The 2,957-nt window shown below is 50.1% G+C and carries 1 rRNA gene; it reads left to right on the top strand.

Annotation, left to right across the window (positions count from 1 at the left end):
• The first annotated feature begins 76 nt into the window (after positions 1–76).
• A 23S ribosomal RNA gene (locus IRZ83_RS19380) occupies positions 77–2,957 on the top strand.

Below are 2,957 nucleotides of genomic sequence, written 5' to 3'. Positions count from 1 at the left end.
TAAAAAGTAGAAAGCGTTTTCTGCTATTTATGGCAGAAGACAAAAAAAACGGTCGTAATTGATTTTAGGACTGGTACAATAAGCAAAATAAGGGCGTATGGGGGATGCCTAGGCTCTCAGAGGCGATGAAAGGCGTGATAAGCTGCGAAAAGCTGCGGGGACGGGCACACACCGAGTGATCCGCAGATACCTGAATGGGGCAACCCGCTATGCTGAAGGCATAGCACACCGATAGGTGGGCAAACCCGCTGAACTGAAACATCTAAGTAGGCGGAGGAGAAGAAAACAAAAGTGATTCCGTAAGTAGTGGCGAGCGAACGCGGATTAGCCCAAACCGGTGCTGTTACGGCAGTGCCGGGGTTGTAGGACCGCGGTATTTTATGCACAAGGAACCGGAAGCTGCTGGAAAGCGGCGCCAGAGAGGGTGATAGCCCCGTATGGGCAACAAGTGTAATAGATAGCGGTATCCTGAGTAGGGCGGGGCACGTGAAACCCTGTCTGAATTTGGCGGGACCATCCGCTAAGGCTAAATACTCCTGAGAGACCGATAGTGAACCAGTACCGTGAGGGAAAGGTGAAAAGAACCGTGAATAACGGAGTGAAATAGATCCTGAAACCATACGCTTACAAGCGGTCGGAGCCCTTTCGTGGGGTGACGGCGTGCCTTTTGCATAATGAGCCTACGAGTTAACGTTGCTGGCAAGGTTAAGCGGTTAAGCCGCGGATCCGTAGCGAAAGCGAGTCTGAATAGGGCGCTTTAGTCAGTAGTGTTAGACGCGAAACCGTGTGATCTACCCATGGGCAGGTTGAAGCTGTGGTAACACACAGTGGAGGACCGAACCGGTTGACGTTGAAAAGTCTTCGGATGACCTGTGGGTAGGGGTGAAAGGCCAATCAAACTCGGAAATAGCTCGTACTCCCCGAAATGCATTTAGGTGCAGCGCTGAATTAAGTTATACAGAGGTAGAGCTACTGATTGGATGCGGGGGCTTCACCGCCTACCAATTCCTGACAAACTCCGAATGCTGTATAATGTTTCTCAGCAGTGAGGGCTTGGGTGCTAAGGTCCAAGTCCGAGAGGGAAAGAACCCAGACCATCAGCTAAGGTCCCCAAATATACGCTAAGTTGAAAGAACGAGGTTTGTCTGCCCAGACAGCTAGGATGTTGGCTTGGAAGCAGCCATTCATTTAAAGAGTGCGTAACAGCTCACTAGTCGAGCGGACGAGCATGGATAATAATCGGGCATAAGCGTATTACCGAAGCTATGGATTTACAGCTTGCTGTAAGTGGTAGGGGAGCATTCCAGCAGGGCTGAAGGTGTATCGCAAGGTATGCTGGACCGGCTGGAAAAGAAAATGTAGGCATAAGTAACGATAATGCGGGCGAGAAACCCGCACACCGAAAAACTAAGGTTTCCACAGCTATGCTAATCAGCTGTGGGTTAGTCTGGTCCTAAGGCGAACCCGAAAGGGACAGTCGATGGCCAACGGGTTAATATTCCCGTACTACTGATTACTGTGATGGGGTGACGGAGTGATGAAAGCGCCGCGAACTGACGGAATAGTTCGTTGAAGTACCTACCTATAAGATCTGCAGGCAAATCCACAGATTTTGGGGAAATACGATAGTACTCGGCGTCTTCGGACAAAGAGATAGTGCGCCTAAGGGCTTCCAAGAAAAACCTCTAAACTTCAGGTAATCAGTACCAGTACCGTAAACCGACACAGGTAGTTGAGGAGAGAATCCTAAGGTGCTCGAGAGATTCATGGCTAAGGAATTAGGCAAAATAGACCTGTAACTTCGGGAGAAAGGTCGCCAGCGCAAGCTGGCCGCAGTGAAGAGGTCCAGGCGACTGTTTATCAAAAACACAGGGCTCTGCAAAATCGCAAGATGAAGTATAGGGCCTGACACCTGCCCGGTGCTGGAAGGTTAAGAGGAGATGTTATCTTCGGAGAAGCATTGAATTGAAGCCCCAGTAAACGGCGGCCGTAACTATAACGGTCCTAAGGTAGCGAAATTCCTTGTCGGGTAAGTTCCGACCTGCACGAATGGTGTAACGATCTGGACACTGTCTCAGCCATGAGCTCGGTGAAATTGTAGTAACGGTGAAGATGCCGTTTACCCGCAGTGGGACGAAAAGACCCTGTGCACCTTTACTATAGCTTAGTATTGACCTTGGATAAATGATGTGTAGGATAGGTTGGAGACTGTGAAGGGGCGTCGCCAGGCGCTTTGGAGTCATTGTTGAAATACAACCCTTTGTTTATCTGAGGCCTAACCCCGCAAAAGCGGGGGACATTGCTTGGTGGGTAGTTTGACTGGGGTGGTCGCCTCCAAAAGAGTAACGGAGGCTTCTAAAGGTTCCCTCAGTACGCTTGGTAACCGTGCGTAGAGTGCAATGGCATAAGGGAGCTTGACTGAGAGACATACAGGTCGATCAGGTACGAAAGTAGAGCATAGTGATCCGGTGGTTCCGCATGGAAGGGCCATCGCTCAAAGGATAAAAGGTACGCCGGGGATAACAGGCTGATCTCCCCCAAGAGCTCATATCGACGGGGGGGTTTGGCACCTCGATGTCGGCTCGTCACATCCTGGGGCTGGAGAAGGTCCCAAGGGTTGGGCTGTTCGCCCATTAAAGTGGCACGCGAGCTGGGTTCAGAACGTCGTGAGACAGTTCGGTCTCTATCTACTGTGGGCGTTAGAAATTTGAGTGGATCTGATTCTAGTACGAGAGGACCGAATTGGACAAACCTCTAGTGTATCTGTTGTCCCGCCAGGGGCACCGCAGAGTAGCTACGTTTGGAAGGGATAAGCGCTGAAAGCATATAAGCGCGAAACCCACCACAAGATGAGATTTCTTTTAAGGATCGTGGAAGATGACCACGTTGATAGGCTATAGATGTAAAGGCAGTAATGTCATAGTCGAGTAGTACTAATAATCCGTAAGCTTATGTAC

This window comes from Flavobacterium sp. JLP, assembly GCF_015350755.1.
GTDB lineage: Bacteria > Bacteroidota > Bacteroidia > Flavobacteriales > Flavobacteriaceae > Flavobacterium.
Note: the sequence above shows the minus strand (reverse complement) of the source record. Positions and strands in the feature narration are given on the sequence as shown.